Genomic DNA, 26,936 nt, shown 5'->3' on the forward strand with positions numbered 1-26,936 from the left:
AGCATTCGCGCTGCATCCGCCGGATCAGCCGCCTTGTCGCGACCCGCGCCGCGCGGTAGGGCGCGACGATGACGGCACGGGTTTCCAAAGGACGGCGATTGATCAAATTCTTGCTCGTGGCCCTGCTGCTCGTGCTGCTGTTCGGCGGCGCGGCGCGGATGATCGTCGCGGGGGGTGCGAAGTCGCTGAACCTCGGCGACCGGTTGCTCGGCGACAGCGACGGCGCGACGTTGCAGGTGGCGGGGCAGCCCTATGGCGCGGGCGCGCGCAACAAGCTCAACATCTGGGTGCCGACGGGGACAAAAAAGACCGACAAGCTGCCGGTGCTCGTCTTCCTCTATGGCGGCGGCTGGTACAGCGGCGCGCGCGACGACTATGGTTTTGCGGGCCGCGCCTTTGCCAAACAGGGCTTCGTCGTGGTGATCCCCGATTACCGCATCGTGCCCGAGGGACATTGGCCCGATTTCTTGCACGACAGCGCCGCCGCGGTCGCGTGGACCGACGCGCATATCGCGAACTATGGCGGCGATCCCGATCGCATCGCGCTGGCGGGCCATTCGGCGGGCGCCTATAATGCGGTGATGCTGGCGCTCGACCCGCAATGGCTGCGCGCGGCGGGCAGCGACGCGTCGGTCATCCGCGGCGTCGCGGCGCTCGCCGGGCCTTATGATTTCCATCCGTTCGAAAAGGGTGGCCGCGCCGACGTCGCGATGGGCGATATCCGCCCGGTCGAACAGACCCAGCCGATCACCTTTGTGCGCGCCGATGCGCCGCCGCTCTGGCTTGGTCATGGCACCGCCGACACCGTGGTGCGGGTGCGCAACAGCCAAAGATTGGCCGCGGCGATGCGCAAGGTCGGCGGGTCGGCGACATTGCGCGAATATGACGGGCTCAGCCACAACGACCTCGTCATGGCGCTGACCAAGCCGCTGGCGTACAAAGGGCCGATCCTGCCCGAGATGACCGATTTCCTGCGCGCCGCGACCGCGCGCCGCATTTCGTCCGCGCCGCCCGCCGAATGATCCCCGCGATCGTCCTTGCGGGCAGCCGCCCCGGCCCCGACCCGTTGCTGACGGGTAGTGGCGCATCGACCAAGGCGCTGCTGCCGATCGCCGGGCAGGCCATGCTGATCCATGTCGTCGGCGCGCTGCGCGCTTCGCCCGACGTGGGCGCGATCACGATCCTGGCGCAGAACAGCGCCGAACTTGCCGCCGCGCCGGGGCTGGCGGGGATCGCCGACCTGCATTTCGTCGATTCGGGGCAGGGGATCAGCAGCTCGCTCGCCGCCGCGCTCCCCGCCGGCGACGATCCGCTGCTCGTGACGACCGCCGACCATGTGCTGCTCACCCCGACAATGGTCGCCGAATTCCTGACCGGCGCCGCGGATAGCGATGTCGCGGTGGCGATGGTCGAGCGCGCCGTGCTGCTCGCGCGCTATCCGCAGTCGAAGCGCACCTGGCTGAAATTTCGCGGCGGCTGGTGGTCGGGCGCGAACCTGTTCTACCTGCGCGGGCGCCGGGCGCTGCCGTTGCTCGATTTCTGGGGGCGGATCGAACGCGACCGCAAAAAGGGGCTCAAGATCGTCGCCGCCTTCGGTCCGTGGCTGTTGATCGGGGCGCTGCTTCGCCTGTTCACGATCCAGCAGGGCGTGGCGCGTGCCGGGCTGCGCTTCGGACTGAAAGCCAAGATCGTGCCGATGGCCGAGGCGGAGGCGTGCATCGACGCCGACAAGCCCGCCGACATCGTGCTGATCGAGCGGATATTTGCCGCGCGGCGGCAAGCCGCTATAGGGCAGCCGCTATGACCATCGAAAAAGCCATCATCCTGTCGGCCGGGCAGGGCTCGCGCCTGCTGCCGCTGACCCGCGACATCCCCAAATGCCTGATCGACCTCAATGGCCGCACGCTCATTGGGTGGCAGGTCGCGGCGCTCGCCGCCAACGGCATCAAGGACATTGTCGTCGTCACCGGGTTCCGCACCGAACGCGTCGAGGATCATGCGCTCCAGCTGTACCGCGACACCGGGGTGCGCATCCGCACCTTGTTCAACCCTTTCTTTCAGGTCGCCGACAACCTTGGCACCTGCTGGATCGCGCGCGAGGAGATGGACCGCGATTTCATCATCCTCAACGGCGACACCATCATTTCGGACGAGATCGTCGCGAAGCTGATCGCGGGCGCCAGCGAGCCGATCACCGTCACCGTCGACGTCAAACCCGACTATGACGACGACGACATGAAGGTGAACCGCGACGCCGAGGGCCGCCTGCACCACATCGGCAAGCGGTTGCTGCCCCCCGATACCAACGCCGAATCGATCGGCATGCTCGCGTTCGTCGGCGACGGCCCGTCGATCTTTCGCAACCAGATCGACCAGATGATGCGCACGCCCGAGGGGGTCGAGCGCTGGTACCTGCGCGCGATCGACGTCATCGCCAAAGGCAACCGCGTCGGCACCGTGTCGATCGAGGGGCTGGAATGGCAGGAAGTCGACTTCCCGCAGGATGTCGAGGCCGCCGATGCGCTCACCGCAAAATGGGCGGCCGCAGGACTCTACGCAAAATAGGGCTTGAGCCAGCCGGTGAGCGCCGCGACCTGTGCGTCGTCCAGCTTGACCGCCTGCGCCAGGTCGGGTTGCGCGGGCCAGCCCGCATCGGCGACGGTCAGCCCGGCACCCGAGCGTTCGCCGTCATAGCGCGGCAGGACGTGAAAATGGACGTGCGGATCCACCATCATCAGCATCAGATAGTTGATCTTTGCATAGCCGACCGCGCCGGTCAGCGCCGCCTCGATCGCTGCCGTCGCGGTCTTCAGCTCGGTGTGCGCGGCGGCGGGCAGGTCGCCGAACGCCGTCGCGTCGGACTTCGCCGCGAGCACCAGCGCGCCGAGCACCGGCTGCGCCGGGCGCACCAGCACGACCCAATGATCATATTCGGCGATCAGCGTCGCGGGGTGACCGAATTTCGCAATGGTGTCGTTCATGCCGCCTCCATCCAGCTGACGATCGGGCGGCCCGAACGCCGCACGGCATAGGCCTGCACCAGCTGCACCGCATGGACGACCAGCGAGATGATCGTCCACCACGCGACCGCGATCAGCCCGATGTCGGGGCGCCCCGCCAGGGTGGCAAAGAACAGGATCGCGATGTTCGGGTTGCGCCGCGCAGTGATCAGGCGGAACTGGCTGTCGAACCGCCGCCAGACATGGACGTCCATGCCGAAATCCTTGATGAACATCCCCTCGATCACGCGCTGGAGCACATAGCCAGCCAGCACCGCGATCATCACGAACAGGAAGGTCTGATCGGACAACGCCAGACCCCAGCTACCCAGCCCGACGCCCCAGAAATACCACCAGAAGGGCGGGTGGACCAGGTCGACCCCGTGATCGGCGACATTGCCCCATTTCGACGAGGTGATCGTGCAGCGCGCCAGCTTGCCATCGACGGTGTCGAACACCATGAAGATGAAGGCCGCGAGCATCCCGGTCCAATAATGGCCGTAGGCGAAGAGATAGGTGGCATAAATGCACAGCGCTGCGCCGATCGCGGTGACCATATTCGGCGTCATGCCGATGCTCGCGGCGATCCGCGTCAGCCATAGCGCGAGTTCGGGCCACAGATATTTGGTCAGCGCATCGGTGACGCCCTTATACGCCCCGAAATAGCTTTTGCGCTCGATGTCGCGCCGCGTCTCCGGGGTCAGCCGCTGGATGAAGGGGCAGTCGAGCTTGCGCAACTGGCGGTTATAGATTTGCGGATTGTCGCGGTAATCGATGACCGTCAGCGCGCCGCGATGCGCCGCAACATCGTCGGGGCCGAGGCCGCCGGTCAGATGCGCCATCACCAGCGCATCGCCGTCCATCACCACCGTGCCGGGCAGCGCCGCGATATGGCGCAGCCACACCGGATCGAACACATAGTCGAGATTGACGGTCAGCTGCGCGCCCGACGGCGGCGGCGTGTCGGGCAGACCTTCCGCCCGCGCCAGTCGGCGCAGCCGTTCGGCGTTGGTCATTCCCCACAGCAAGGTCGGATTGTCGCCGATCAGCGCCAGGGCGGGCAAGGTCGTTGGTTCGCTCATCCGCCGCTCTTATCCTCTGCCGCGTCCTTTGCAAGGAAGCGCGCAATCGCTTCGGCGCCCCGCTGCGCTGCGCCCGCGGGATCGCCGCCGATCGATTCGGCCAGCCGTTCGCGCTGGGCATCGGCATAGCGCGAATGGCGCGCGGGCGCGCGCTCCAGCGCCGCGGGCAGCGTGGCCAGATCGTCGATCACGTCGCCCAGCGTCCAGAACAGATAATCGGGATCGCCCGCCCATTGGGCCTCATGCGCGTTGAGGAACAGGCAGGGGCGCGGGGTCGCCAGAAATTCGTAAACCTGGCTGCTGACGTCGCCCAGATAGATGTCGGCGCCGCTGGTATAGCTCATGTCGAACAAGCGTTCGGATTGCAGGTCGATCAGGATCTTGTCGGGCACCGCGAGCGCTTCGACGGCAGCGCGGTCGGTATCGCTCGCCTCGGCGAACAGGCGGATATGCGGCGCGACGACCAGATTGTAATGATCCTGCGCCGCGAACCAGGCGATGATGTCGCGCCCGAAGCGGTCCCACGACGACAGGTCGCGCCGGAAATGCGGGGCGTAAAGGACGGTCGGGCGATCGTTGGCGAACAGGCGGGCGCGGCTGGTCTGAAGTCGGCGCATCAGGTCCAGTTTGACATAACCGTTGACGGCATAGTGCCCCGGTCGGATCGTTCCGGCGTCGAGCATGCGCTGCTCGCTCTTTTCGCCCGCAACGAGCGCAAAATGGAAATGGCGGTCGCGCGCGTCAAAGGTGATGGCGCGGTCGCCCGCACCGTGCGGGGTAAAGATCAGTCGGGTTCGCCGCGGCAGCAAGTGCCGGATCGCGGTCGTCGTCCGTTCGGGCACGACGATCGCATCGAACTGGCGCAGAAAGCGCAGCGCGCCCAGCAGGATCGGCAGGCGCGGGTGGCGAATGACCGCGCGCTCGCGCAGCCAGCGGCTGACCCCGCGCTGGCCGAGCAGCGTGATGCGGGGGGCAAAGCCCGGATAAGCCGCCGCTACCTGCTCGACCACCGGCAGATGTCCGGCGCTGGCGACCGCAACCTCGATGTCGCTGCCCGCCGCCGCCATCTCGGCGGCGATCGGCAGCGCGTGGAAAATCTGGTGCGGCTCGCCGATGAACAGGAACAGGATCCGCATTATGGCGCCTCGATCGCGGCGCCTGCCGCCGCATCTTCGAAATCGGCGGCGCGCCAGCCGTGCTGCGCCGCCAGCCGGACGAATTTGTCGCCGCGCCCGACCAGCCAGGCTTCGTCGGCCAGCGCAAAGGTCGGCGCGTCGCTGATATGGTCGGAATAGGCGCGGATATGCGCGGCGCCGTCGGGCGTATGCGCGGCCAGCCATTCGGCGACCCGCCGCGCCTTTTCGGCGCCGTAGCAATTGGGTCCGTCGAGCGTCGGCAGCCAGTTGCCGTCGGGATCGCGCTGGTGGCGCGAGGCGACGATCGCGTCGAATTTCAGCGCGGCGGCGATTGCATCGGCATAAAATTCGGGCGCCGCGGTCGCCATCACCAACCGGTAGCCCTGTTCCCGGTCGCGCGCGATCGAGGCGCTGGCGCCCGGCGGCACATCGCGCGGCACCCGCCAGGCGGCAAAGCGCTTCGCAAGCCCCGCGGCACGCGCCGGGGTCAGGTGACGGCCCAGCATCAGGCGGATCGCAGCGGGCTTGAACCGGTCGCGGCCATAAAGGCGCAGCGCATAGCCGATCATCAGCGCGGCGAGCGGGGGGAGTAGCAGCAGGCGCCACGGCGCTTCGCGTGCCGCGGCCCACAACAGGAACAGGGTAAAGGTTGGCCGCCGCAGCACGGTGCGGTCGAGATCGTAGATCGCGACGCGAGTGACGCCGCCGGTCATGGCGCCTCGCTCCCGATCAGGTGCAGCCGCCGCCCGGTTTTGCCGAGCGAAGCGCGGTCGGCATAGGGCAGGGCGAAGCGGATCGCCGCCCAGATCGACGCAAGCGCGATGAGGACGATCAGCGGCAGCGCCACCGGATCGGGCAGTCGGTCGGCGAGCAGCGCGGCGGCCCCCGCGACGAAGGTCAGCCCCATCCCGCGCAGCGCGACGATGGGGAATTGATGGTCGAAGGGATGCAATTTCTCGTTCATCGCCAGTTGCAGCGTCGGGATCGCCGCCATCACGACCAGGCCGATCGACGTCGCCAGCGTTACCCCGGTCAGCGCATCCATATGATCGACGATCAACCACCCGGCGCCGACCGCGACGCCGACGCCAAACACGCTCGCGGTCAATTGGTGGCGAAAGGCGGAAACGACCTGCAGGACGGGCGCTGAAATGCCAAGCACCGCTTCGGCGGCGCGCGCGAACAGCAGGATGACCAGCGCCGCCTGCGCCGCCTGCGCCTGCGCGCCGAACAGGCTGAGCAGCGACGCGCTGCCCGCCGCGAGCACCGCGGCGAGCGGCAAGGCGATCGCCGAGATCAGCCGCGTCGCATAGGCATAGATGTCGGCAACCTGGCGCCGGTCCTCGCGCTCGGCGCTGGCGGCGAGCGGCGCCATCACATAGACGAACGCGATGCGGACAAGCTGGACGACGCTCGACAGCTTGCGCGCGATGGTGAACAGCCCCGCCGCCGCCGCGCCGGCGGCGCCGGGCAGCAGCAGGTTGAGTACCAGCGCCGGGGCGTCGCCGAACAATCGCGCGATGATGTTCGACGGCAGGATCGACAGCCCGGCCCAGAAGGTGTTGCGCGTGGTTTCGGTCACCCACGGGCCGCGCCACATGTCGTCGAGACTGTAATGTTTGGCGAGCAGGCGGACGCACAGGATTGCGGTGATTGCCAGCGAACAAAGATGCGCGATGAACAGCCCCTTGAGCCCAAGGCCGCCGGCAAAGAACAGCCCCGCGAACACCAGGCGCAGCACCTGTTCCCAGACGATCCGCAGCCGGATTTCGGCACCGAACACCATGCGCGCGCGCAGCGCCGAGGTCGCGATCTCGACAAAGGCCCAGAGCGGCAGCGCCCAGACGAAGACCCGGATCGCCGGGGTGACGAGGGCGCGATCCCTTTCGGCGACATTGAGCAGCGGGCCAAGATCGGCGGCGAAGGCCGCGATCAGCGCCGCGACGACGATGCACGGGCCGACGCCAAAGATCATCGCGGTGCGCAATGCCGCCGCCGCGTCGGCATCGCTCGCCGATTGCGGCACGGTGCGCTGCATCGCGCTGGTCATGCCCATGTCGAAGATATTTTCGAGCAGGTTGATCGCCGCCCACAGCACCGCGTAAAGCCCGTAGCCCGCGAGCCCGAACATCAGCACATACAGCGGCTGCGCGACGATTTCGACGACCGCGCCCAGCCGTGCGAGCACCGTGGTGCCAAGCCCGCGCGCGACGCTGCGGCTGGTGACGGCGGGTTGGGCGGCGCTTTCGCTCATCGCTGCCGCCCTAGCGCCTTGCCCGCGCACCTGCCAGCGGCTTTCGCGCTTTCAACCTCTTGTCGTCCCTGCCAATCGGGTCTAGGCAGCGCGCAATTGTATAGGGGAGCCCCGCGACATGGCCGAATTCCGCCTGCCCAAGAACAGCCGCCCGCAAAAGGTGGGCAAGGTCCACAAGGCCGAGGGCGCGGCCGCGGTCAAGACGTTCAAAGTCTATCGCTACGACCCCGACAGCGGCGAAAATCCGCGTTTCGACACGTTCGAGATCGACACCGAAAAATGCGGCCCGATGGTGCTCGACGCGCTGATCAAGATGAAGAGCGAGCAGGACAGCTCGCTGACCTTCCGCCGGTCGTGCCGCGAGGGCATTTGCGGCAGCTGTTCGATGAACATGAACGGCAAGAACGGCCTCGCCTGCACCACCGCGATCGAGGATTTGAAGGGCGCGATCACCATCACCCCGCTGCCCGCGATGGACGTGATCAAGGATCTGGTCCCCGACTTCACCCATTTCTATGCGCAATATGCGTCGATCGAACCGTGGCTGAAAACCAAGACGACGACGCCGAGCGGCAAGGAACGCCTCCAGTCGCCCGCCGAGCGCGAAAAGCTCGACGGCCTTTACGAGTGCATCCTGTGCGCCTGTTGCTCGACCAGCTGCCCCAGCTATTGGTGGAACAGCGACAAGTTCCTCGGCCCGGCGATCCTCCTCCAGGCCTATCGCTGGCTCGCCGACAGCCGCGACGAGATGACCGGTGAGCGGCTCGACGAGCTGGAAGATCCCTTCCGCCTCTATCGCTGCCACACGATCATGAACTGCTCGAACGCCTGCCCCAAGGGGCTGAGCCCGGCGCGCGCGATCGCCGAGATCAAGAAGCTGGAAGCCGAGCGGCAAGTCTGATGCGCTGGGGGGCGTTCGCCGCACTGGCGCTCGCTTCCTGCACGACAAAGCCCGCGGTCGAAACCGTTCCCGCGCCCCGCACCTATGCGCATGGCATTGGCGGGGCGACCTTCCTGATCGGCGGCAGCTTCGCGCCGGGCCGCTCGCCCGACGGCAATAGCGTGATCCTCTATGGACCCGAAGGTTCGATACTCGTCGATACCGGCCGCGGTGCCGAGCATCTCACGGCGATCCGGCAGGGGCTCAGCGGGCTTGGCTTCCCGCTTGTCGCGATCGTCAACACCCACTGGCACCTCGATCATGTCAGCGGCAATCCGGCGCTGAGGGCGGCGCATCCCGGGGTCAAAATCTATGGCACCTCGGCGATCGATGGCGCGCTGACCGGCTTTCTGGCGACCAGCGCCGCAGCGTCGCGCCGCGCGCTCGCCGACGGCACGCTGCCCGCCGCGGCGCGCGCCGATGTCGAGGGCGACCTTGCGACCATCGCGCGCGGGGGCGAACTGCGGCCCGACGTGATCGTCGATGAACCGCGCGACATGACGATCGCGGGCCGTCCGTTGTCGCTGCGTATCGCACACCGGGCGGCGACGACACGCGACTTGTGGCTTTACGACGCGGACCAGAAGCGCGCGATCGTTGGCGATCTGGTGACCGTCCCCGCCCCGTTCCTCGACACCGCCTGCCCCGAGGGTTGGTTAAAGGCGCTGGACGATGTCGCCGCATCGGGCGCCGAGCAGGTGGTGCCGGGGCACGGCCCGATCATGCCGATTGCGGATTTCCATCGCTGGCGCGGCGCCTTTGGCGATTTTATCGCTTGCGCGCGCGGCGCGGGCGCGCTTGAGGGCTGTTCGGCGGGCTGGCTCGCGGGCGCGTCGCGGTGGATCGGCGATGACAGCGTGCGGGCCAAAGCGATGGCGGACTATTATGGCGGGCTGATCCGCGCGGGAAAACTGGACGGATATTGCACGGCATGAATGACGGGATCGAGGAACCGAAGCGGCGCGACCATTTCAGCGCCGAGGCGCTGGACGATGGCTGGCTGAGCTGGGATCTCAAGGACGCGAGCCGCTTCAACAGCTTCATCGAGCCCCTGACCGTCCGGGTCGAGCCGCCGACCTCCGATGGCCGCCCGTGTGCGCGGGTGCGCATGATTCCGACACGCAAACACAGCAATCTGGGCGACAATGTCCATGGCGCGGTGACGCTGGCGCTGGTCGACATCGCGCTGTTTGCGGCGTCGCATCAGTTCGGCTCGCTCAACGCCGGTCATTCGGTGACGCTCGACCTGTCGACGCAGTTCGTCGGCGCGGGTCGGCTTGGCGAGCCCCTGGACGCGGTGGTCGAGCTGGTGCGCGAGACCGGGCGCCTGATCTTCCTGCGCGGGCTGGTGGTGCAGGGCGAGGGCGACGAGCATATCGTCCTGACCTTTGCGGGCACCATTCGCAAGGCGAGCAAGGATCGCGGCTGATGTCGGTGCTGTCGGCCTATGACGCGCTTGTTGTGGGCGGCGAGCTTCGGCCCGACGCCGAGCAGCGCGCCGCCGCCGAACGGCTGAACCTGTTGCAGGCGGAGCTGGAGGCGGTGCCGCCGCGTGGCAGTCTGCTGTGGCGGCTGACCGGACGCAAGCCCGAGAGCCCTCGCGGCGTCTACCTGTGGGGCGCGGTCGGGCGCGGCAAATCGATGCTGATGGACCTGTTCTACGACCAGCTGCACATCCAGCGCAAACGGCGCGTCCATTTCCACGCCTTCATGCTCGACGTCCATGCCCGGATGCGCGAGGTGCGCAAAAGCGAGGCGGGCGACCCGATCCCGCTGGTTGCCGATGCGCTGGTCGAAAACACCCGCTGCCTCGCGTTCGACGAGATGGTGGTCAACAACAGCGCCGATGCGATGATACTTTCGCGCCTGTTCACCGCGCTGATCGACCGCGGGGTGACCGTCGTCGCAACTTCGAACCGCCCGCCGTCGGACCTGTATAAGGACGGGCTGAACCGCGAGCATTTCCTGCCCTTCATCGCGCTGGTCGAAGCGAAACTCGACGTGATGGGACTGAACGGGCCGACCGATTACCGCCGCGACCGGCTGGGCGATGGCGCGCGCTGGTTTGTCCCCGCCGACGACGCGGCGAGCGCGGCGCTGTCGGCGGCGTTCTTCCGCCTGACCGACTATCCGCCCGAGGACCGCGCGCATGTCCCGACGCTCGATCTCGACCTGGGCGGCGCGCGGACGCTGCATGTGCCGAAGGCGCTGAAGGGGGTCGCCGTCTTTTCGTTCAAGCGGCTGTGCGCCGAGGCGCGCGGGGCGTCGGATTATCTGGCGGTCGCGCGGCATTTCCACACCGTGATTATCGTCGGCATCCCGCGCATGGGGCCGGAAAACCGCAACGAAGCGGCGCGCTTCGTGACGCTGATCGACGCGCTGTACGAATATAAGGTCAAGCTGCTGGCCAGCGCGGCGGCAATGCCCGATGCGCTCTATGTCGCCGGAGACGGCGCGTTCGAATTCGAACGGACGGCGAGCCGCCTGTCCGAAATGCAGTCCGACGACTATCTGGCACTAGGCCATGGCGAGCAGGACGCCGCTGGCAATTTTCCCCCAGCGTGACGAGTTGATCGCCACCGCGATAACGTCGCGGACATAACGCACCTCGTGGGCGAGGTGGCCATATCCCTGTTGTATGACCCGGCGCATGGTGCGTAGCGGCCGCGGGGCGGGGACGTGGATTCGGGGCGGACGCGGCGGTGGCGGCGGCAGGGTAGCAAGGCCGCCGCTGGTGACGCGCGGGTCGTCGGCAACGGCACGGCACAGCGCCTCCATCCGCGAAATGGCGAGCCGGTTGGCAACCTTGCGGTCGCGGCTCAGCAATTCGAAACTGTGGCTGAACACCGAAAACTGGATCGCGCCGCTCGCCGCGGCATGATCGAGCGCGTCGCGCATTTCTTCTTCCGACATCGCGCACAGCTGTGCCGGGCGAAAGCGGCTGGCGCGGTCCATCAGCCCGCTGACCGGCACTTCGACGACGCCATGGTGCAGCCGCATGCCAAGGTTCCCGGCGTCGAGCGAGATGTCGCAACCCTGTCCCTGCCACGCCCCGTTGAAGCTGCTGTCGAAACCGAAACCGAGCGCGGCCAGCGCGCGCAGCGTGTCGTCATTGGCGCCGAAATTGCCGGCGCGAAAGGCGACCGGTTTGGGCGCGCCGGCGCCGACCAATATGTCACGCGCCAGCCCGATCAGCTTCTTTTGCGCCGCCAGCGGAAAATCGCCGATGTTGCGCCCAACCAGACGACCGACGGGGTTGAAGCGCGCGAAGGCCAGCCATTCGGTGTGGATATGCACCTGGACCTCATGCCCGCGGTCGACGATGGGGCGGACGATCGCGTCGATAACCCCGGGGCCGTAAACCAGCGCCGGCATCGGATCGACGAAGAACACCCCGGTCAGGCCGTGGCGTTCGAGCATGTCCATCTGGAAATGGATGCCGAAATCGCCATCGCGGCAACGGCCCAGGATCGAACTGTCGAAATTGGCACGCGCATCGGCGCCGCGCTGATACAGCCCGGCCGACAATTCGGTATCGAAACTGATGATTGCCCGCGTCATCCCCTCGCGCCTAGCATCGCAGCAATAAGGGAGGGTTAACCCCGCCCTGCGGCACCTTGCCCCCGCGAAACCTGTCATGCCCTTGCAGCATTGTCCACCCGATCGCATCTCCGAGCGAGAGCATCTGGCGCTTTATTGTTATTGCGAACTATTTGCAAAAAAAGGCGGATTTTCGACCTTTTCGCGGTTGTTTCGTTAAGGGAATCGGCGTAGGGGCGTCGCCAGTCTTGGGATCGACATGGCACTTTAGCCCGTGTGCCGACGATCTTTGAACCAATTGCCGGGCTTGCCAGAAGGGAGTGCCGCGCGCCATGGGACGCAAGAAGATCGCTTTGATCGGAGCCGGGAATATCGGCGGGACGCTGGCGCTGCTCGCCGCGCAGAAGGAACTGGGCGACGTCGTCCTGTTCGACGTGGTCGAAGGCGTGCCGCAGGGCAAGGCGCTCGACCTGTCGCAGGTCGGCCCGATCGCGGGCTTCGACGCGAAGATCACCGGCTCGAACGATTACAAGGACATCGCGGGCGCCGACGTCATCATCGTCACCGCCGGGGTCGCCCGCAAGCCGGGGATGAGCCGCGACGACCTGCTCGGCATCAACCTGAAGGTCATGAAGGCCGTCGGCGAAGGCATCAAGGCCAACGCCCCCGACGCCTTCGTCATCTGCATCACCAATCCTTTGGACGCGATGGTGTGGGCGCTGCGCGAATTTTCGGGCCTGCCGCACAACAAGGTCGTCGGCATGGCGGGCGTGCTCGATTCGGCGCGCTTCAGCCACTTCATCGCCGATGAATTTGACGTGTCGGTGAAGGATGTGAACACCTTCGTGCTCGGCGGCCATGGCGATACGATGGTGCCGGTGACGCGCTATTCGACGGTCAACGGCATCCCGGTTCCTGATCTGGTCAAGATGGGCCTGTCGAGCCAGGACAAGATCGACGCGATCGTCAAGCGCACCCGCGGCGGCGGCGGCGAGATCGTCGCGCTGCTCGGCACCGGCTCGGCTTTTTATGCCCCGGCAGCGAGCGGTATTGCGATGGCCGAAGCCTATCTGGGTGACCAGAAGCGCATCCTGCCCTGCGCCGCTTATGTCGACGGCCAATATGGCCTCGACGGCCTGTATGTCGGCGTTCCGGTGCTGATCGGAGCGGGCGGGGTCGAGAAGATCGTCGAGATCGAACTTGATACCGAAGACAAGGCAGGCCTGCAGGTGTCGGTCGACGCGGTCAAGGAACTGCTCGACGCGTGCAAGGCGCTGGATTCGTCGCTGGCGTGATGATCTGGCGGCGAGCCCTGTCGGCGACTTTGCTCTCCGCAGCCGCAGTCGTGCCCGTGTCTGGGCAGGCAAGCGGAGACACGGCCCCTGCCGTTGCGCAGGACAAGGTTGCGTCGGCGTCGGCGACAGCGGCGCGCGAGCTAATGCGTGTGTGCGTCGATACGGCGGCGTCGCCCGCCGCGGTTCGTGCGCTGGCAGCGTCAGAGGGTTGGCAAACGGTCGACCCGCTTTCGTTGCCGGTGAAAAATCGGGTGGTCGTTAACGGCAAGAAAAAGAGCGAGGATCGCGTCTACACGCGGAATAGCGCGTGGACCTACACAAGGGACGGCGTGGAACTGACCATCGGTCTGTTCGACTATCCCGACTTGCCACAACAGATGCAGAGCCAGTGCGAAGTGATGGCCTGGGATCTCGATTCGACGGCTCTCGACGAAGCATTGCTTGGCGATGCGCGCGTCTCCGCCGAGGCATCTTTTCCAGGCCTTCCGTTAAAGAACTATCGGGTTTCCGGAGCCAATCTCAATATTCGGTACGTCGCGAGCGATGCGGGATCGAAGATGATCCACTCGTTCACGGTCAATTAGCAAGCACAAGCAAAGGTGACATAATGTCCATCCTCATCGACAAAAATACCAAGGTCATCACGCAAGGGATGACCGGTGCGACCGGCACCTTCCACACCGAACAGGCGCTCGCCTATGGCACGCAGATGGTCGGCGGCGTGACGCCGGGCAAGGGCGGCACGACGCATATCGGCCTGCCGATGTTCGACACCGTCGCCGAGGCGAAGGCGGTCACCGGCGCGACCGCGAGCTGCGTCTATGTCCCGCCGCCGTTCGCCGCGGACTCGATCCTCGAGGCGATCGACGCCGAGATGGAGCTGATCGTCTGCATCACCGAAGGCATTCCGGTGCTCGACATGGTCAAGGTGAAGCGCGCGCTGTCGGGTTCGAAATCGCGCCTGATCGGCCCGAACTGCCCCGGCGTGCTGACCCCGGGCGAATGCAAGATCGGCATCATGCCGGGCAGCATTTTTTCGAAGGGCAGCGTCGGCGTCGTCTCGCGCTCGGGCACGCTGACCTATGAGGCGGTGTTCCAGACCACCAATGCGGGCCTGGGCCAGACGACCGCGGTCGGCATCGGCGGCGACCCGGTCAACGGCACCAACTTCATCGACGTGCTCGAACTCTTCCTCGCCGACGAGGCGACCAAGTCGATCATCATGATCGGCGAAATCGGCGGCGATGCCGAGGAGCAGGCGGCGCAGTTCCTGATCGACGAAGCCAAGCGCGGCCGCAAAAAGCCGATGGCGGGTTTCATCGCGGGCCGCACCGCACCTCCGGGCCGCCGCATGGGACATGCAGGGGCAATCGTGTCGGGCGGCAAGGGCGACGCCGAAAGCAAGATCGCGGCGATGGAAGCCGCGGGCATCACCATGTCGGCCAGCCCGTCCGAACTCGGCACCACGCTGGTCGAAGTGCTGAAAGAACGCGTGTGATTTAAGCGCCCGCTGGCAACAGTCGTTGTTAGCGGGCGTTGCTCCCATATCCTCCCCGGAGCCATTTCTCTCTCGAGAATGGAAAAGACAATGAACCTCGAACGACAAAGCTTTGACATCGACGAGCCGCAGCCCGGCCCCAGCTGGGCGCCGAAGAACTGGCCGCAGATCGACAGCGACGACCTGACCGCCGCGCTCGACCCGCAGCAGATGCAGGTTGCGGTCAAGGCCGCCGCCGCCAAGGGCGGTGCTCCGCTGTCGAACGCCGAAGTCGAACGCGCCGCGCAGGATTCGATCCGCGCGATGATGCTGATCCGCACCTATCGCGTGCGCGGGCATCTGGCCGCCAATCTCGACCCGCTGGGGCTGACCCAGCGCGAGCTGCCCGCCGATCTGACCCCCGAATATCATGGCTTCGCCGGCGCCGATCAGGACCGGCCGGTGTGGCTGGGCGGGACGCTGGGACTCGAACGCGCGACGGTGCGCGAGATCGTCGCGATCCTGCGCGCCAATTATTGCGGCAATGTCGGCCTCGAATATATGCACATCGCCGACATCGAGGAGCGCCAGTTCCTGCAGGAACGGATGGAAGGCGCCGACAAGATCATCGAATTTTCGGTCGAGGGCAAACGGGCCATCCTGAACAAGGTGATCGAGGCCGAGGAATGGGAAAAATTCCTCGCCAAAAAATATGTCGGGACCAAGCGGTTCGGGCTCGACGGCGGCGAGAGCATGATCCCCGCGATGGAAGCCATCATCAAATATGGCGGCCAATACGGGGTCAGGGAAATCGTTTACGGCATGGCGCACCGCGGGCGCCTGAACATGCTCGCGAACGTCATGGCCAAGCCGTACAAGATCATCTTCCACGAATTTGCCGGCGGATCGGCGAACCCCGACGACATCGGCGGTTCGGGCGACGTCAAATATCACCTTGGCACCTCGACCGACCGCGAGTTCGGCGGCGCGTCGGTGCATATGTCGCTGGTCCCCAACCCCTCGCACCTCGAAGCGGTCGATCCCGTGGTGCTCGGCAAGGTGCGCGCGCAGCAGGTGGTGCGCGACGACCTCGCCAAGCATGAGCAGGTGCTGCCGGTGTTGATCCACGGCGACGCGGCGTTCGCGGGGCAGGGGATCGTGTGGGAATGCCTCGGCTTCTCGGGCATCCGCGGGTACAACACCGGCGGCTGCATCCACTTCATCGTCAACAACCAGATCGGTTTCACCACCAGCCCGCAATATGCGCGCTCGTCGCCCTATCCGTCGGATGTGGCAAAGGGGGTGATGGCGCCGATCCTGCACGTCAACGGTGACGATCCCGAAGCGGTGACCTTTGCCTGCAAGCTCGCGATCGATTTCCGCCAGCAGTTCAAGCGCGACGTCGTGATCGACATGTGGTGCTATCGCCGCTTCGGCCATAACGAGGGCGACGAGCCCAGCTTCACCCAGCCGCAGATGTACGCGAAGATCCGCCAGCATCCCAAGGTCAGCAAGATCTATGGCGATCGTCTGATCGCCGAAGGCGTGGTGACGCAGGACTGGATCGACGGCACCGCCAAGACCTTCTCGGATCAGCTCGAGGTCGAGTTCGAGGCCGGCAAGACCTACAAGGCGAACAAGGCGGACTGGTTCGCCGGTCGCTGGTCGGGCCTGCACATGCCCGCCGACCCGGAAACCGCGCGCCGCAACATCGAGACCGGCATCGACAAGAAGCTGATGGAAAGCCTCGGCCGCACGCTGACGACGATCCCCGAAGGCCATGAGGTGCACAAGACGCTGCGCCGCGTGCTCGAGGCGAAGCGCGAGATGTTCGACAAGGGCGAAGGCTTCGACTGGGCGACCGGCGAAGCGCTCGCCTTCGGATCGCTGGTGTCAGAAGGCTATGCCGTCCGCCTGTCGGGCCAGGATTCGGGTCGCGGCACCTTCAGCCAGCGGCACGCGGTCTGGATCGACCAGAATACCGGCGGTCGCTATCTGCCGCTCGAACAGGTGCCGCATGGCCGGTTCGAGGTGCTCGACAGCCCCTTGTCCGAATATGGCGTGCTCGGCTTCGAATATGGCTATGCCATGGCCGATCCGAAGACCCTCGTGCTGTGGGAAGCGCAGTTCGGCGATTTCGCCAATGGCGCGCAGATCATGATCGACCAGTTCATCGCGTCGGGCGAGGCCAAATGGCTGCGCGCCAACGGCCTCGTGATGCTGTTGCCGCACGGCTATGAAGGGCAGGGGCCGGAGCATAGCTCGGCGCGGCTCGAACGTTTCCTCCAGCTGTGCGCGGGCGACAATATCCAGGTGTGCAATATTTCGACCCCGTCGAACTATTTCCACGTCCTGCGCCGCCAGATGCTGCGCCCGTTCCGCAAGCCGCTGATCATCATGACGCCGAAATCGTTGCTCCGCCATAAGCTGGCGGTGTCGCAGCGCAGCGACTTCATCGGCGAGGCGCATTTCCGCCGCATCATGTCCGACCGCACCCCGCCTGCCGACGCCGACATCAAGCGCGTCGTGCTGTGTTCGGGCAAGGTCGGTTACGACCTGATGGAAGCGCGCGATGCCGCAGGGCTGACCGACACGACGGTGATCCGCATCGAGCAGCTCTATCCCTTCCCCGGCGATCCGCTGGCGGTGCGGTTGAAGCGGATGCCGAAGCTGGAAGATGTCGTCTGGGCACAGGAAGAGCCGCGCAACAATGGCAGTTGGTTCTTCGTCAACGAACTGATCGAGGACGCGCTGACCGAAGCGGGCAAAAAGGGCATGCGGCCGCGCTATGCGGGCCGCGCCGCCGCGGCGTCGCCCGCGACGGGCCTGATGAGCCGCCACCAGACCGAGCAGGCGGCGCTGGTCGCCGACGCGCTGGGCCTGAGCGTTCGGGCCGAAATTCGCCGCAGCAAGAATAAAGCCTGATCCAGGCATAAGACCCCCAAGGAACTGCACCTATGAGCACCGAAGTCAAAGTCCCCACGCTGGGCGAAAGCGTCACCGAAGCGACGATCGGCGAATGGCTGAAACAGCCGGGCGAAGCGGTCGCACTCGACGAGCCGATCGCCAGCCTTGAGACCGACAAGGTGGCGGTCGAAGTGCCGTCGCCGGTGGCGGGGGTGATGGGCCAGCAGGTCGCCGCGGTCGGCGACACCGTCAATGTCGGCGCGACGATTGCGACGATCGAAGCGGGCGGTGCCGCCGCCGCTACACCCGCACCAGCCGCTGCGCCCGCCGCCACCGCAGCTCCCGCTGCAAAGGCCGAGGCCGCCGCCCCGGCGCCCGCCACCACGGGCGAGGATTCGGTGACGACGCTGTCGCCCGCGGTGCGCCGCCTGGTGCTCGAGCATGGCCTTGACCCCAGCAAGATCAAGGGCACCGGCAAGGACGGCCGCCTGACCAAGGAAGATGTCCTCGCCGCCGCCAATGCAGCGCCCGAAGCCCCCGCCGCGGCGCCCGCCGCCGTCGCCGCTGCCCCCGCCCCATCGGGCGCCCCGGGCCGTCGCGAAGAGCGCGTCAAGATGACACGGATGCGCCAGACCATCGCCAAGCGGTTGAAGGCGGCGCAGGACACCGCGGCGATGCTGACGACGTTCAACGACGTCGACATGTCGGCGGTAATGGCGACGCGCGACAAATATCGCGAGACGTTCGAGAAAAAGCATGGTGTCCGCCTGGGCTTCATGAGCTTTTTCACCAAGGCGGTCGCGCTCGCGGCGCATGACATCCCGGCGGTCAACGCGCGCATCGACGGCGACGAAATCGTCTATCACGATTATCTCGACGTGTCGGTCGCGGTCAGCGCGCCGAACGGGCTGGTCGTGCCGGTCGTCCGCAACGCCGACGGCCTGAGCTTTGCCGAAATCGAAAAGGCGATCGCCGACCTTGGCAAGCGCGCCAAGGACGGCACGCTGACGATGGACGACATGACCGGCGGCACCTTCACCATCTCGAACGGCGGCGTGTTCGGCGGCCTGATGTCGACCCCGATCATCAACCCGCCGCAGTCGGCGGTGCTCGGCCTCCACCGCATCGAGGACCGTCCGGTCGTGCGGAACGGCGAGATCGTGATCCGCCCGATGATGTATCTGGCGCTCAGCTACGACCACCGCCTGATCGACGGCCGCGAGGCGGTCAACTTCCTCAAGACGATCAAGGAAGCGATCGAGGATCCGACGCGGTTGTTGATCGATTTGTAATAGTTTGTGCTCCTGCGAACGCAGGAGCCCAGGGCAGGATGCAATGACGGTGCAATCTGACCCTGGGTTCCCGCTTTCGCAGGAACACGGAGATGCAAAATGAACCGGCCGGGCTATCTCTATCTGATGGCAAGCGCGCGAAACGGCACATTGTATCTTGGCGTTACCAGTGACCTGCTGGCCCGAGTGTGGCAGCATCGCAATGAGGTGGTGGAAAGTTTCACCAAGAAATATGGGTGCCACAGGCTGGTCTGGTACGAAGCGTTTGATGACATTCAGCAGGCTCGTCATCGCGAACTGCAAATGAAGAAATGGAAACGGGCGTGGAAGGTTGAACTGATCGAACGGGACAATCCACAATGGCTGGATTTGTTCGACAGGCTTTCGCTTTGACGCCCTGGGTTCCTGCGTTCGCAGGAACACAAACGGAGTGAGTTATGGCTGATTACGACTACGACGTCCTTGTCATCGGTGCTGGTCCCGGCGGTTATGTCGCGGCGATCCGTGCGGCGCAGCTAGGGCTCAAGACCGCCTGCGCCGACGGGCGCGCGACGTTGGGCGGTACGTGCCTCAACGTCGGCTGCATTCCGTCAAAGGCGATGCTGCACGCGTCGGAATATTATGACGCCGCGGCGAATGGCGCGATGGCGAAGATGGGGATCGACGTGACCCCCAAGCTGAACCTGCCCGCGATGCACGCGCAGCGCGTCGATGCGGTCAAGGGGCTGACCGGCGGGATCGAGTTTCTGTTCAAGAAGAACAAGGTCGACTGGCTGAAGGGCTATGCGGCGTTCACCGGCAAGGACAGCGTCGCGGTGGCGGGCAAGACCTATCGCGCCAAGAACATCATCATCGCCACCGGATCGTCGGTGACCCCGCTGCCCGGGGTCGATGTCGACAATGACAAGCAGATCATCGTCGATTCAACGGGCGCGCTCGAGCTGGCCAAGGTGCCGGGTCATATGGTCGTCATCGGTGGCGGTGTGATCGGGCTTGAGCTCGGGAGCGTGTGGCGCCGGCTGGGCGCCAAGGTCACCTGCGTCGAATATCTCGACCAGATCTTGCCCGGCATGGACGCCGATGTCCGCAAGGATGCGAACCGCATCTTCAAGAAGCAGGGCATCGAGTTCAAGCTGAAGACCAAGGTCACCGGCGCGGTCGTGAAGGGCAAGAAGGCGGTGCTGACGCTGGAACCCGCCGCGGGCGGCGAAGCGGAGACGCTCGAGGCCGATGTGGTGCTGGTGTCGATCGGGCGCCGTCCGAATACGGACGGCCTCGCGCTCGACAAGGCGGGGCTGGCGGTCAATGCGCGCGGCCAGATCGAAACCGACCATGATTTCAGCACGCAGGTTCCCGGCATCTGGGCGATCGGCGACGTCATTCCCGGCCCGATGCTGGCGCACAAGGCCGAGGACGAGGGCATCGCCTGCGCCGAGAATATCGCGGGCCAGACCGGCATCGTGAACCATGATGTCATTCCGTCGGTCGTCTATACCTGGCCCGAAATCGCCGGGGTCGGCCTGACCGAAGAGCAGGCCAAGGAAAAGGGTGAGGTCAAGGTCGGCAAGTTCCCGATGGCGGGCAACAGCCGCGCCAAGACCAACCACGAGCCCGACGGTTTCGTGAAGATCATTGCGGACGCCAAGACCGACCGCGTGCTGGGCGTGTGGTGCATTGCCAGCGTCGCCGGCACGATGATCGCGCAGGCCGCGCAGGCGATGGAATTTGGCGCGACGTCGGAAGATATCGCCTATACTTGTCACGCGCATCCGACGCACAGCGAAGCGATCAAGGAAGCCGCGATGGCGGTGACGGGCAAGCCGATCCACATCTGACGGCAATAACGGGGGAGAGAGATTATGGCGAAGCATTGGCTCTGGGTAGCGGCTTCGCTGACCCTCTCCCTCACCGCGACGGGCGCGCAGGCAGCTCCCGACCTGAATGCCGCCAACGCGCGGCTGACCGCGCTGCTCGACAAAAATTACCCGGCGCTCGATGCGCTGTACCGCGATCTGCACCAGAACCCCGAACTCGGGATGCAGGAGGTTCGCACCGCGGGCATATTGGCGCAGCATCTGCGTAAGGCGGGCTTCACTGTGACCGAGAAGGTCGGCGGCACCGGCGTCGTCGGCGTCCTGAAAAATGGCGAAGGCCCGACGATCCTGATCCGCGCCGACATGGACGCGCTGCCGATGGAGGAAAAGACCGGGCTCGCCTGGGCGAGCAAGGCGCGCGCCACTTATGAGGGCAAGGATGCGCCGGTCATGCACGCGTGCGGTCACGACACCCACGTCGCCTATCTGGTCGGCGTCGCGCAGGCCTTGAGCACAATGCGCGACAGCTGGTCGGGCACCGTGGTGCTGATCGGTCAGCCCGCCGAGGAGATCTTGAAGGGCGCGAAGGCGATGCTCGACGACGGGCTGCTCACGCGCTTTCCCAAGCCCGACTATGGCTTTGCCGCGCATGTGCTGAACGGCCCGACCGGCACGGTGGGGATCAAGGCGGGCACCGCCTTCTCGGCCTCCGACAGCTATTCGATCCTGTTCCACGGCCGCGGCGGTCATGGTTCGATGCCGTCGGCGACGCTCGACCCGATCCCGATCGCGGCGCGCTTCGTCACCGATGTGCAGACGGTGATCAGCCGCGAAAAGGATCCCTATGCCTTTGGCGTGCTGACGATCGGTGCGATCAATGCGGGCAGCGCGCCCAACATCATTCCCGACAGCGCCGAGGTGAAGGTCAACATCCGCTCGCTGACCCCCGAGGTGCGCCAGCTGCTGCGCTCGGGCGCCGAGCGTTCGGCCAAGGCGGCGGCGATGATGGGCAATGCGCCCGAACCGACGATCACCTACCTGACCGGCACCGCCAGTCTGGTGAATGACGAGACGATGGCGGCAAACGGCTTTGAGATCCTGAAACCGGTGTTCGGCGACAAATTGCTGTTTGCGCCCGCCAGCGCGGCCCCGGTGTCGGCGAGCGAGGATTATTCGGAGTTTGTGGATGCGGGCATCCCGTCGCTCTATTTCGCGATCGGCGGCTATGATCCCGCGGTGCTCGCCGATCTGAAGGCCAAGGGTCAGCCGATCCCGACCAACCATTCGCCCTTCTTTGCCCCGCAGGCCGAACCGGTGATCCGCGGCGCGGTGTCGGCGATCGTCCTGTCGGTCATCGGCGGGGTGCGGCCGGGCGCGAAGTAGGCGCCGATGTTCGATTTCGACAATGTACTGATCGTCCGCCTGCTCGACCTGGCGGGAATCGGCGTGTTCGCCTTGTCGGGGGCGTTGATGGCGGTGCGGCTGCGCCAGACATTGGTCACCGCCGCCTTCTTTGCGCTGGTCACCGGGGTCGGCGGCGGCAGCGTGCGCGACCTGTTGATCGGCGCGCCGGTGTTCTGGGTGCAGGACGGGGCGATTTCGGCGGTGTGCATCGCGATCGCGCTGGTCGTGTGGTTGACCCCCGAACGCTGGTGGCAGGGGCAATTGCTCGAATGGGCCGACGCGGTCGGGCTGGCGGCCTATGCGGTGTTCGGTACCGCCAAGGCGCTGGCGTGGGGGGTGCCGCCCGCCCCGGCGCTGCTGATGGGCGTCATCACCGGCTGCGTCGGCGGCACCATTCGCGACATATTGGCGGGGGTGCCGTCGATCATCGTGCGCCCGGAAATTTATGTGACCGCGGCGGCGCTCGCGTCGGGGCTGTTCCTGCTTTTGCTGTGGCTGGGCACCGGCACGCCGGTTGCGGCGGTGGTCGGCGCGGTCGCCGGGTTCATCCTGCGTGGTGCAGCGATCCGCTGGTCGCTCGCGCTGCCAGCGTATCGCGACCCCAAGACAGGCGTTTAGCGCGCTGTCCACCATCCCGATCGTGTCGAGCGAAGTCGAGACACGCAGAGTTCGTGCCTGACTTCGCGTGTCTCGACTTCGCTCGACACGAACGGACGAGAGGCGGCGCGTTAGGCTCTCGATGCCCGGCTTGACGTTCGCGTCAACTGCGCCATGGTGGCGGAAACCGGCCAAAGGATTTTCGCAGCATGACCATCGCGCAAACGACCGCCAACGGCATCAATATCACTTATGAGGACAAGGGGGCAAAGGACGCCCCGGTGATCCTGCTGGTGATGGGGCTGGGCGGGCAGCTGACCTTGTGGCCCGACGAATTCGTCGACGCGCTGAACGCGCACGGGTTTCGCACCATCCGTTATGACAATCGCGACGTCGGTCTGTCGACGCGCTTCGACGCCGCGGGAGTGCCGAACCTCAAATGGATGTTCGTGAAGGCGGCGATCGGCCTGCCGGTGCGCCCCGCCTATACGCTTGCCGATATGGCCGCCGACGGCATCGCGCTGCTCGATCATCTGGGGATCGCCCGCGCGCATATCGTCGGCGCGTCGATGGGCGGGATGATCGCCCAGCATATCGCGGCGCGTTATCCAGACCGCACCCTGTCGCTGACCTCGATCATGTCGAGCACGGGCAACCGTCGCCTGCCGCGCGCGCGTAAGGAAGCGATGCAGGCGCTGGCGAACCGTCCGATGAGCGGCGATCCCGAGGATATGATCGCCTATTCGGTGCGCACCGCGCGGGTGATCGGCAGCCCCGGCTATCCGGCGGCGGAGGAGCGGCTCCAGCGCCGCGTCCGCGCCGATTTTGAGCGCGGCTGGTACCCGCAAGGCGTCGCGCGGCAGATGGCGGCGATTGTTGCCGACGGCGATCGGCGCGCCCTGCTGAAATCGATCACCGCGCCGACGTTGGTCGTGCATGGCGAGGACGACCCGCTGGTGCCGCTGGCCGCGGGGCGCGACACCGCGGATAACATCGCGGGGGCGCAGCTGCTGACGATTCCCGGCATGGGGCATGACCTGCCGCTGGCGCTGGTCGATACGCTGGCCGATGCGATTGCGGGGCATGCGAAGGGTGTTGCGGTGGCTGCCTGAGAGTTAGCGGTCGTCAACTAATACGTCATTGCGAGCGTACCGAAGCAATCCAGTGCGGTTTACGCACACTCTGGATTGCCGCGTCGCTTCGCTCCTCGCAATGACGAACGATTATTTCAACAACAGCGCCACCGTCGCGAAAAAGCCCTTCGCCTCGGCCGCACCCGGCCGCGGCACCGCGGGCAGGTAGCCGCGGCAATCGAGGCACGCGGCCTGCACCGATCCGCTTTGAGTCAGCATCGCCATATCCTGCATCAGCCGCCGTTCGGTCAGCTGGCGGTTCATCGCCGCGATACCGAACCAGCCGCGCGGCGCGGCGGCACTTTCCTCTTCGCCCTTGCCCCAATTGGCGAGCATCTTGGCAAATTCGCTCGGCTCGTCCTCATAATATTTGGCGTGGAAATCGCCATCGACCTTGGCGAGTTTCGCCGCCGCCGCCAGCGCCGCGGGCAAGCCGCCGAACTGGTCGACCAGCCCCAGCTGGCGTGCGGTGCCGCCGGCCCAGACGCGACCTTCGGCGATCGCCTGCACCTTCTCCAGCGGCTGTTTGCGGCTTTTCGCGACCAGCCCGGTGAAGCGGGCGTAGATGTCCTCGACGCTCGCCTGCGCCAGCGCGTTGAATTCGTCGTTGACGCCGCCGAACACGTCGGGCTGGCCCGACAGCGGTGTCGTCGCGATGCCGTCGGCGGTGACCCCGATCTTGGCGAGCGCCTGATCGAAGCTGGGCAGGATGCCGAACACACCGATCGATCCGGTGATCGTCTCGGGCTCGGCAAAGATGCGGTCGGCGGGGGTGGCGATCCAATAGCCGCCCGATGCCGCGACATTGGCCATCGACACCACGATCGGCAGTTTTTTTGCCTTGGCGGCGAGCAACGCCTGACGGATTTCTTCGGACGCGAGCACCGATCCGCCGGGCGAATCGACGCGCAGCACGATCGCCTTGGTACTATCGTCGGCGGCGGCGTCGAGGATATGCTGCGCAACAGTGGCGCCCCCGGCGATACCCGACGGCGCCTCGCCATCGACGATCTCGCCGACGACGGGGATGACCGCGATCGCGCTGCCGTTCAGTTCGGGCGGGTTGGCGGCGACCCAGTTTTCGAGCGGGATCGCATTATATTCCCACGGCTTGCTGTCATCATAGGCGCCGCTGATTTCGGCGACGCGGGTGTTGAACGCCATCCGGCTGCCCAGCTTGTCGACCAGCCCGGCGTCGAGCGATGCTTTCGACAGGTCATTGCCCGCCGCGCGCACCGCGCCAGCGGTGTCGGCGATATAGGCGTCGATCTTGGCCGCCGGCCGCGCCCTTTTGACGTCGGTCAGCCAATTGTCCCACAGCACGCTGGCATAGGCGAGGTTGGCCTCTTTCGCTTCGGGCGACTGGTCGCTGCGCAGGAAAGGTTCGACCGCGCTTTTGAAGGTGCCGACGCGATAGATGTTCGCGGTGATACCCAGCCGGTCCATCAGCCCCTTGTAATAGAGCCGCGATCCGCCGGGACCGGCGATGGCGACGCCGCCGATGCTGTCGGCCCATATTTCGCTGGCGTGCGAGGCGATCTGATAGCTGTCGGTGGTGTAGGCAGTGGCAAAGGCCAGCACCGGCTTTTTCTTGGCGCGGACCTTGTCGATCGCGGTGCCGATTTCAGCGAGCGAGACCTGCCCGCCGCCAAGGAAGCGGTCGAGGTCGAGCACGACCGAGGTCACGCGCTTGTCGTCGGCGGCGCTTTCCAGCGCATGGACGACGTCGCGGACGCGGATTTCCTGAAGCTGGTTGCCGCCCGACAGCGCGGTGAAGGTGTCGACTTCGGCGGGCTGTTCGCTGACCACCCCGTCGAGCTCGATCAGCAGCGCGCCCTCGCTGACCGGCAGTCCGGCGTTGGGGCGCCCCGCGAGCAGGCCGAACAGCACGACGAAGAACAGCAGCAGAAAGATGAGCGCGAGCGCGTCCTTGATTGCCACCAGCAGTTTCCACACCTTGCGCGGAAAACTGGTCGTCGATTTGGGCTTGTCGTCGCCGGGCAGCGGGCGGCGCACGGGGATCGCCCAGGGGCCGGCGGGGTCGTTCGAGGTGTTGGCGGTGGTGTCGGTCATGCCGCAAACCTAGGGACGCGGTTCGCCCTTGGCAATGCACGCTTCGACGGGTGGGTCATCCAGCCCTATCGGCGACGTCAGAGCCAGCCTTCGCGGCGGTACCAGCGCACCGTTTCGGTGAGCGCGTCGTCGGTGCCGCGTTCGGGGCGCCACAGCGCCGCGGGTGGATGCGCGCCCGTCGCCGCGACCCAATCGGGATGCGCGATATAGCGCGCGCGGTCGGGGGTCAGCTTGGCGCGGCCGCGGCGGACCAGCTTGTCGATCCGCCCGCCCGCCTTGAGCACCGCGGCCGGAATGGCGAGCGTCGCGACATGGCTGCGCCCCACCGCGCGCCCGATCGCGCGGGCAAAGCTGCGGTGTGACCAACCGTCCGCTCGGCCGTCGTCGGGCTCGTAGATCGCGCCGACGCTGGTATCGCGATCGGCCGCCAGCGCGACGAGCAGGCGCGCCAGATCGTCGACATAGATCGCCGACATGCGCCCCTTGGGCGGCAACAGCGCGATGCCGCGCCGCGCCATGCGGAACAGGTCGAGCATTTCGGTATCGCCGGGGCCGAACACCGCGGGCGGGCGAACGATCGTCCAGTCGAGTTCGCTGGCCTGCACAACCGCCTCGGCGCGCTCTTTTGACCAGCCATAGTCGGAAAGCGCGGGTTCGCGCGCCGCGAGCGACGAGACGTGGACAAAACGTGACACGCCCGCGCCGCGCGCGGCCTCGACAACATTTGCTGTCGCGGTCGCATTGCCTGCCTCGAATGCTGCGCGGGTCGGGACATTGACGACCCCCGCGATGTGCATGACGGCATCGCTGCCCTGTGCCATTTCGGCAAGGCTGTCCGGTTTGTCGAGCGCGCCCGCGATCCATGTCACGCCGTCGCGCTCGGCTTGCGGGCGGCGGGTGAGGGCGCGGACATGCCATCCCGCCGCGATCGCATCGCGCATCGCCGCGCCGCCGACGAAGCCGGTTGCGCCGGTCATCGCCAGCACGGGCTGG

General features: G+C 66.1%; 25 protein-coding genes. 17 read left to right on the forward strand and 8 right to left on the reverse strand.

Features of this window, described 5'->3' with window-relative positions; all coding sequences use genetic code 11:
- The first annotated feature begins 116 nt into the window (after nucleotides 1-116).
- From ACTIFP_RS10995 to ACTIFP_RS11005, 3 genes are read left to right on the forward strand one after another with little or no spacing between them, the layout of a single operon-like run.
- Nucleotides 117-1,022, forward strand: a complete 906-nt coding sequence (locus ACTIFP_RS10995) for an alpha/beta hydrolase (RefSeq protein ID WP_439568761.1) — start codon at nucleotides 117-119, stop codon at nucleotides 1,020-1,022.
- Nucleotides 1,019-1,804 (forward strand): nucleotidyltransferase family protein, encoded by a 786-nt coding sequence (locus ACTIFP_RS11000; RefSeq protein WP_439568762.1) that lies wholly within the window; start codon nucleotides 1,019-1,021, stop codon nucleotides 1,802-1,804. The genes ACTIFP_RS10995 and ACTIFP_RS11000 overlap by 4 nt, the downstream gene beginning before the upstream one ends.
- A complete protein-coding gene (locus ACTIFP_RS11005) occupies nucleotides 1,801-2,565 on the forward strand; it encodes a sugar phosphate nucleotidyltransferase (protein ID WP_439568763.1) in 765 nt (254 codons plus the stop codon). The genes ACTIFP_RS11000 and ACTIFP_RS11005 overlap by 4 nt, the downstream gene beginning before the upstream one ends.
- On the opposite strand, the gene ACTIFP_RS11010 is transcribed toward ACTIFP_RS11005, so the two are convergent.
- Genes ACTIFP_RS11010 through ACTIFP_RS11030 form a run of 5 tightly spaced genes read right to left on the reverse strand, consistent with a single transcriptional unit; the run spans nucleotide 2,553 to nucleotide 7,471 of the window.
- The gene (locus ACTIFP_RS11010; protein WP_439568764.1) at nucleotides 2,553-2,981 is read right to left on the reverse strand and encodes an HIT family protein; all 429 of its coding nucleotides are present in this window, start codon (nucleotides 2,979-2,981) and stop codon (nucleotides 2,553-2,555) included. The two genes, ACTIFP_RS11005 and ACTIFP_RS11010, sit on opposite strands and share 13 nt — an antisense overlap.
- On the reverse strand, nucleotides 2,978-4,081 hold the full coding sequence (locus ACTIFP_RS11015; RefSeq protein WP_439568765.1) for a CDP-alcohol phosphatidyltransferase family protein: 1,104 nt from the start codon (nucleotides 4,079-4,081) through the stop codon (nucleotides 2,978-2,980). Before ACTIFP_RS11015 ends, ACTIFP_RS11010 begins: the two co-directional genes overlap by 4 nt.
- Nucleotides 4,078-5,217, reverse strand: coding sequence for a hypothetical protein (locus ACTIFP_RS11020; RefSeq protein WP_439568766.1), 1,140 nt, complete (start codon nucleotides 5,215-5,217; stop codon nucleotides 4,078-4,080). The genes ACTIFP_RS11015 and ACTIFP_RS11020 overlap by 4 nt, the downstream gene beginning before the upstream one ends.
- Nucleotides 5,217-5,930, reverse strand: a complete 714-nt coding sequence (locus ACTIFP_RS11025) for an HAD-IB family phosphatase (protein ID WP_439568767.1) — start codon at nucleotides 5,928-5,930, stop codon at nucleotides 5,217-5,219. The genes ACTIFP_RS11020 and ACTIFP_RS11025 overlap by 1 nt, the downstream gene beginning before the upstream one ends.
- Entirely contained in the window at nucleotides 5,927-7,471 is a 1,545-nt protein-coding gene (locus ACTIFP_RS11030; protein ID WP_439568768.1) for a lipopolysaccharide biosynthesis protein, read from the reverse strand. Before ACTIFP_RS11030 ends, ACTIFP_RS11025 begins: the two co-directional genes overlap by 4 nt.
- Nucleotides 7,472-7,589: 118 nt before the next feature.
- Between ACTIFP_RS11030 and ACTIFP_RS11035 the strand changes: the two genes are divergently transcribed.
- From ACTIFP_RS11035 to zapE, 4 genes are read left to right on the forward strand one after another with little or no spacing between them, the layout of a single operon-like run.
- Nucleotides 7,590-8,372 (forward strand): succinate dehydrogenase iron-sulfur subunit, encoded by a 783-nt coding sequence (locus ACTIFP_RS11035; RefSeq protein WP_439568769.1) that lies wholly within the window; start codon nucleotides 7,590-7,592, stop codon nucleotides 8,370-8,372.
- The gene (locus tag ACTIFP_RS11040; protein ID WP_439568770.1) at nucleotides 8,372-9,346 is read left to right on the forward strand and encodes an MBL fold metallo-hydrolase; all 975 of its coding nucleotides are present in this window, start codon (nucleotides 8,372-8,374) and stop codon (nucleotides 9,344-9,346) included. Before ACTIFP_RS11035 ends, ACTIFP_RS11040 begins: the two co-directional genes overlap by 1 nt.
- The gene (locus tag ACTIFP_RS11045; RefSeq protein WP_439568771.1) at nucleotides 9,343-9,840 is read left to right on the forward strand and encodes a PaaI family thioesterase; all 498 of its coding nucleotides are present in this window, start codon (nucleotides 9,343-9,345) and stop codon (nucleotides 9,838-9,840) included. The genes ACTIFP_RS11040 and ACTIFP_RS11045 overlap by 4 nt, the downstream gene beginning before the upstream one ends.
- Nucleotides 9,837-10,976 (forward strand): cell division protein ZapE, encoded by a 1,140-nt coding sequence (gene zapE / locus ACTIFP_RS11050; RefSeq protein ID WP_439568884.1) that lies wholly within the window; start codon nucleotides 9,837-9,839, stop codon nucleotides 10,974-10,976. Before ACTIFP_RS11045 ends, zapE begins: the two co-directional genes overlap by 4 nt.
- Here the strand turns inward: zapE and ACTIFP_RS11055 are convergent.
- Nucleotides 10,929-11,972, reverse strand: a complete 1,044-nt coding sequence (locus ACTIFP_RS11055; protein ID WP_439568772.1) for a polysaccharide deacetylase family protein — start codon at nucleotides 11,970-11,972, stop codon at nucleotides 10,929-10,931. The genes zapE and ACTIFP_RS11055 overlap by 48 nt on opposite strands.
- Nucleotides 11,973-12,283: 311 nt before the next feature.
- Here ACTIFP_RS11055 and mdh point away from each other — a divergent pair, with 311 nt between their 5' ends.
- From mdh to ACTIFP_RS11105, 10 genes are all read left to right on the forward strand, one after another.
- Nucleotides 12,284-13,246, forward strand: a complete 963-nt coding sequence (mdh, locus tag ACTIFP_RS11060; protein ID WP_439568773.1) for a malate dehydrogenase — start codon at nucleotides 12,284-12,286, stop codon at nucleotides 13,244-13,246.
- Complete coding sequence (locus tag ACTIFP_RS11065; RefSeq protein WP_439568774.1) at nucleotides 13,246-13,830, forward strand: hypothetical protein; 585 nt, start codon at nucleotides 13,246-13,248, stop codon at nucleotides 13,828-13,830. The genes mdh and ACTIFP_RS11065 overlap by 1 nt, the downstream gene beginning before the upstream one ends.
- Before the next feature lie 23 nt (nucleotides 13,831-13,853).
- Nucleotides 13,854-14,744 (forward strand): succinate--CoA ligase subunit alpha, encoded by an 891-nt coding sequence (sucD, locus tag ACTIFP_RS11070; RefSeq protein ID WP_439568775.1) that lies wholly within the window; start codon nucleotides 13,854-13,856, stop codon nucleotides 14,742-14,744.
- Nucleotides 14,745-14,834: 90 nt separating this feature from the next.
- Nucleotides 14,835-17,648 (forward strand): 2-oxoglutarate dehydrogenase E1 component, encoded by a 2,814-nt coding sequence (locus tag ACTIFP_RS11075; RefSeq protein ID WP_439568776.1) that lies wholly within the window; start codon nucleotides 14,835-14,837, stop codon nucleotides 17,646-17,648.
- 32 nt (nucleotides 17,649-17,680) lie between these two features.
- A complete protein-coding gene (odhB, locus tag ACTIFP_RS11080) occupies nucleotides 17,681-18,922 on the forward strand; it encodes a 2-oxoglutarate dehydrogenase complex dihydrolipoyllysine-residue succinyltransferase (RefSeq protein ID WP_439568777.1) in 1,242 nt (413 codons plus the stop codon).
- A gap of 99 nt (nucleotides 18,923-19,021) precedes the next feature.
- A complete protein-coding gene (locus tag ACTIFP_RS11085; protein WP_439568778.1) occupies nucleotides 19,022-19,315 on the forward strand; it encodes a GIY-YIG nuclease family protein in 294 nt (97 codons plus the stop codon).
- Between the two features lie 44 nt (nucleotides 19,316-19,359).
- Entirely contained in the window at nucleotides 19,360-20,757 is a 1,398-nt protein-coding gene (lpdA, locus tag ACTIFP_RS11090; RefSeq protein ID WP_439568779.1) for a dihydrolipoyl dehydrogenase, read from the forward strand.
- Nucleotides 20,758-20,781: 24 nt separating this feature from the next.
- The gene (locus tag ACTIFP_RS11095) at nucleotides 20,782-22,119 is read left to right on the forward strand and encodes an amidohydrolase (protein ID WP_439568780.1); all 1,338 of its coding nucleotides are present in this window, start codon (nucleotides 20,782-20,784) and stop codon (nucleotides 22,117-22,119) included.
- 6 nt (nucleotides 22,120-22,125) lie between these two features.
- Entirely contained in the window at nucleotides 22,126-22,758 is a 633-nt protein-coding gene (locus ACTIFP_RS11100; protein ID WP_439568781.1) for a trimeric intracellular cation channel family protein, read from the forward strand.
- A gap of 188 nt (nucleotides 22,759-22,946) precedes the next feature.
- Nucleotides 22,947-23,849 carry an alpha/beta fold hydrolase gene (locus ACTIFP_RS11105; protein ID WP_439568782.1) on the forward strand — a complete coding sequence of 301 codons (903 nt, stop codon included), beginning with the start codon at nucleotides 22,947-22,949 and terminating at the stop codon, nucleotides 23,847-23,849.
- A gap of 111 nt (nucleotides 23,850-23,960) precedes the next feature.
- On the opposite strand, the gene sppA is transcribed toward ACTIFP_RS11105, so the two are convergent.
- The gene (gene sppA / locus ACTIFP_RS11110) at nucleotides 23,961-25,943 is read right to left on the reverse strand and encodes a signal peptide peptidase SppA (RefSeq protein ID WP_439568783.1); all 1,983 of its coding nucleotides are present in this window, start codon (nucleotides 25,941-25,943) and stop codon (nucleotides 23,961-23,963) included.
- A gap of 77 nt (nucleotides 25,944-26,020) precedes the next feature.
- Entirely contained in the window at nucleotides 26,021-26,920 is a 900-nt protein-coding gene (locus ACTIFP_RS11115; RefSeq protein WP_439568885.1) for an NAD-dependent epimerase/dehydratase family protein, read from the reverse strand.
- Between the last annotated feature and the right edge of the window lie 16 nt (nucleotides 26,921-26,936).

Origin of the sequence: Sphingopyxis sp. (assembly GCF_051861155.1) — a bacterium.
Classification (GTDB): Bacteria; Pseudomonadota; Alphaproteobacteria; order Sphingomonadales; family Sphingomonadaceae; genus Sphingopyxis.

Bases quoted from the DNA above. Each gene is read 5' to 3' on its own strand.
- odhB (WP_439568777.1), top strand. From the start codon at position 17,681: ATGAGCACCGAAGTCAAAGTCCCCACGCTGGGCGAAAGCGTCACCGAA.
- ACTIFP_RS11065 (WP_439568774.1), top strand. From the start codon at position 13,246: ATGATCTGGCGGCGAGCCCTGTCGGCGACTTTGCTCTCCGCAGCCGCA.
- ACTIFP_RS11095 (WP_439568780.1), top strand. From the start codon at position 20,782: ATGGCGAAGCATTGGCTCTGGGTAGCGGCTTCGCTGACCCTCTCCCTC.
- ACTIFP_RS11045 (WP_439568771.1), top strand. From the start codon at position 9,343: ATGAATGACGGGATCGAGGAACCGAAGCGGCGCGACCATTTCAGCGCC.
- ACTIFP_RS11025 (WP_439568767.1), bottom strand. From the start codon at position 5,930: ATGACCGGCGGCGTCACTCGCGTCGCGATCTACGATCTCGACCGCACC.
- ACTIFP_RS11055 (WP_439568772.1), bottom strand. From the start codon at position 11,972: ATGACGCGGGCAATCATCAGTTTCGATACCGAATTGTCGGCCGGGCTG.
- lpdA (WP_439568779.1), top strand. From the start codon at position 19,360: ATGGCTGATTACGACTACGACGTCCTTGTCATCGGTGCTGGTCCCGGC.
- ACTIFP_RS11005 (WP_439568763.1), top strand. From the start codon at position 1,801: ATGACCATCGAAAAAGCCATCATCCTGTCGGCCGGGCAGGGCTCGCGC.
- ACTIFP_RS11100 (WP_439568781.1), top strand. From the start codon at position 22,126: ATGTTCGATTTCGACAATGTACTGATCGTCCGCCTGCTCGACCTGGCG.
- ACTIFP_RS11115 (WP_439568885.1), bottom strand. From the start codon at position 26,920: ATGACCGGCGCAACCGGCTTCGTCGGCGGCGCGGCGATGCGCGATGCG.
- ACTIFP_RS11105 (WP_439568782.1), top strand. From the start codon at position 22,947: ATGACCATCGCGCAAACGACCGCCAACGGCATCAATATCACTTATGAG.
- ACTIFP_RS11030 (WP_439568768.1), bottom strand. From the start codon at position 7,471: ATGAGCGAAAGCGCCGCCCAACCCGCCGTCACCAGCCGCAGCGTCGCG.
- ACTIFP_RS11020 (WP_439568766.1), bottom strand. From the start codon at position 5,217: ATGCGGATCCTGTTCCTGTTCATCGGCGAGCCGCACCAGATTTTCCAC.
- sppA (WP_439568783.1), bottom strand. From the start codon at position 25,943: ATGACCGACACCACCGCCAACACCTCGAACGACCCCGCCGGCCCCTGG.
- ACTIFP_RS11085 (WP_439568778.1), top strand. From the start codon at position 19,022: ATGAACCGGCCGGGCTATCTCTATCTGATGGCAAGCGCGCGAAACGGC.
- ACTIFP_RS11035 (WP_439568769.1), top strand. From the start codon at position 7,590: ATGGCCGAATTCCGCCTGCCCAAGAACAGCCGCCCGCAAAAGGTGGGC.
- ACTIFP_RS11000 (WP_439568762.1), top strand. From the start codon at position 1,019: ATGATCCCCGCGATCGTCCTTGCGGGCAGCCGCCCCGGCCCCGACCCG.
- ACTIFP_RS11075 (WP_439568776.1), top strand. From the start codon at position 14,835: ATGAACCTCGAACGACAAAGCTTTGACATCGACGAGCCGCAGCCCGGC.
- sucD (WP_439568775.1), top strand. From the start codon at position 13,854: ATGTCCATCCTCATCGACAAAAATACCAAGGTCATCACGCAAGGGATG.
- mdh (WP_439568773.1), top strand. From the start codon at position 12,284: ATGGGACGCAAGAAGATCGCTTTGATCGGAGCCGGGAATATCGGCGGG.
- ACTIFP_RS11010 (WP_439568764.1), bottom strand. From the start codon at position 2,981: ATGAACGACACCATTGCGAAATTCGGTCACCCCGCGACGCTGATCGCC.
- ACTIFP_RS11040 (WP_439568770.1), top strand. From the start codon at position 8,372: ATGCGCTGGGGGGCGTTCGCCGCACTGGCGCTCGCTTCCTGCACGACA.
- ACTIFP_RS11015 (WP_439568765.1), bottom strand. From the start codon at position 4,081: ATGAGCGAACCAACGACCTTGCCCGCCCTGGCGCTGATCGGCGACAAT.